Consider the following 2,416-nt stretch of genomic DNA (forward strand, 5'->3'; position numbering starts at 1 on the left):
GCTCCGCGAAATCCAGCCGCGCCGGCGACCCCGGCGCGGCTGGTCCGGTGGGGGTCCCCCCACGCCGCCAGGCGTAGGGGGAGGAGCCCCCGGTTTCGGGAAGGGGCGGGCAGGGGAACGGCTCCGCGCGGCGGAGCGCGCGCGCACCCGCTCCCGTTCACCCGACTCGTCCCGGGGCCCCGCGCCCCGAACAAGGAGCTGCGTCGCCATGTCGAGCGACTACTTCATCCCCGACCCGGAGGGTCACGTCCCCAACGCTCAGGGCTACTTCGGTGCCTTCGGCGGAAAGTTCATCCCGGAGGCGCTGGTCGCCGCCGTGGACGAGGTCGCCGTCGAGTACGACAAGGCCAAGAGCGATCCCGCCTTCGCCGCCGAACTCAACCAGCTGATGGTCGACTACACGGGCCGCCCGAGCGCCCTCACCGAGGTCGCCCGGTTCGCCGAACACGCTGGTGGCGCCAGGGTCTTCCTCAAGCGCGAGGACCTCAACCACACCGGCTCGCACAAGATCAACAACGTTCTGGGCCAGGCACTGCTCACCAAGCGCATGGGCAAGACCCGTGTCATCGCGGAGACCGGCGCCGGCCAGCACGGCGTGGCGACCGCGACCGCCTGCGCCCTGTTCGGGCTGGACTGCACCATCTACATGGGTGAGATCGACACCCAGCGCCAGGCCCTGAACGTGGCCCGGATGCGGATGCTCGGCGCCGAGGTCGTCGCCGTGAAGTCCGGCAGCCGAACCCTCAAGGACGCCATCAACGAGGCGTTCCGCGACTGGGTGGCCAATGTCGACCGCACGCACTACCTCTTCGGCACGGTCGCGGGACCGCACCCCTTCCCCGCCATGGTGCGCGACTTCCACCGCGTCATCGGCGTGGAGGCCAGGCGGCAGATCCTCGAAAGGACGGGACGGCTCCCCGACGCGGCCGTCGCCTGCGTCGGCGGTGGGTCCAACGCCATCGGCCTGTTCCACGCCTTCATCCCCGACGCCGCTGTCCGCCTGATCGGCTGCGAGCCGGCCGGCCACGGTGTGGAGACCGGGGAGCACGCAGCGACCCTGACCGCAGGTGAGCCCGGCATCCTGCACGGTTCGCGTTCCTACGTCCTCCAGGACGAGGAGGGCCAGATCACCGAGCCGTACTCGATCTCCGCCGGGCTCGACTACCCCGGCATCGGCCCCGAGCACGCGTACCTCAAGGACTCCGGCCGCGGCGAGTACCGCGCGGTCACCGACGACGCGGCCATGCAGGCCCTGCGCCTCCTGTCGCGCACCGAGGGCATCATCCCGGCGATCGAATCGGCACACGCGCTGGCCGGTGCGCTCGAGGTGGGCAGGGAACTGGGCTCGGACGGGCTGATCCTGGTGAACCTCTCCGGACGCGGCGACAAGGACATGGACACCGCCGCACGGTACTTCGGGCTGTACGACACCGACGCCCAGGTCGAGGCCGACGCCTCCGCCGACAACGGCGCCGCAGAGATCCAGGGGGACGCGAAGTGAGCGGCAACCTTCACCTGCTGAACGACACACTCGCCGCGGCGAGGAACGAGAACCGGGCCGCGCTCATCGCGTACCTGCCCGCCGGGTTCCCGACCGTCGACGTGGGCATCGAGGCGGTCAAGGCCGCGTTCGACGGCGGCGCCGACGTGGTGGAGGTGGGGCTGCCGCACAGCGATCCCGTCCTCGACGGCCCCGTCATCCAGACCGCCGACGACATCGCCCTGCGCGGCGGCGTCAAGATCGCCCACGTGATGCGCACCGTCCGCGAGGCGCACACGGCCACCGGCAAGCCGGTCCTGGTGATGACGTACTGGAACCCGATCGACCGCTACGGCGTCGAGCGCTTCACCGCCGAGCTGGCAGAGGCGGGCGGCGCCGGCTGCATCCTGCCCGACCTGCCGGTCGAGGAGGCCGGGCTGTGGCGGGAGCACGCGGAGAAGCACGGTCTCGCCACCGTCTTCGTCGTCGCGCCCAGCAGCCAGGACGCCCGCCTCGCCAAGATCACGGCGGCCGGGTCGGGCTTCGTCTACGCGGCGTCGCTGATGGGCGTCACCGGCACCCGCGAGTCGGTCGGCGAGCAGGCCCAGGACCTCGTGCACCGCACACGCGCCACCACCGACATGCCGGTCTGTGTGGGGCTCGGGGTCTCCAACCCCGAGCAGGCAGCGGAGGTCGCCTCGTTCGCCGACGGTGTGATCATCGGCTCGGCGTTCGTCAAGCGGATGCTCGACGCGCCGGACGAGGCCGCGGCCGTCTCGGCCGTACGGGAACTGGCGGGCGAACTGGCACGCGGCGTGCGCAGGAATCCGTAGCCCGTACGGGTGGATCAGGGACCGGGGAGGCGGCTCCTGTCGCCTGGGTCCTGGTCCTGGCCGGCCCGCGACACCGCCCGGCTGATCGCGGCGGGACTGCGCG

General features: G+C 71.7%; 2 protein-coding genes. Both read left to right on the forward strand.

Annotated features, from left to right (window positions below; all coding sequences use genetic code 11):
- The first annotated feature begins 208 nt into the window (after window positions 1–208).
- Complete coding sequence (gene trpB, locus ABZ070_RS36795; RefSeq protein WP_356640493.1) at window positions 209–1,501, forward strand: tryptophan synthase subunit beta; 1,293 nt, start codon at window positions 209–211, stop codon at window positions 1,499–1,501.
- Window positions 1,498–2,313 (forward strand): tryptophan synthase subunit alpha, encoded by an 816-nt coding sequence (gene trpA, locus ABZ070_RS36800; protein ID WP_356640495.1) that lies wholly within the window; start codon window positions 1,498–1,500, stop codon window positions 2,311–2,313. Before trpB ends, trpA begins: the two co-directional genes overlap by 4 nt.
- Window positions 2,314–2,416: the final 103 nt, after the last annotated feature.

Origin of the sequence: Streptomyces sp. NPDC006283 (assembly GCF_040613325.1) — a bacterium.
GTDB lineage: Bacteria > Actinomycetota > Actinomycetes > Streptomycetales > Streptomycetaceae > Streptomyces.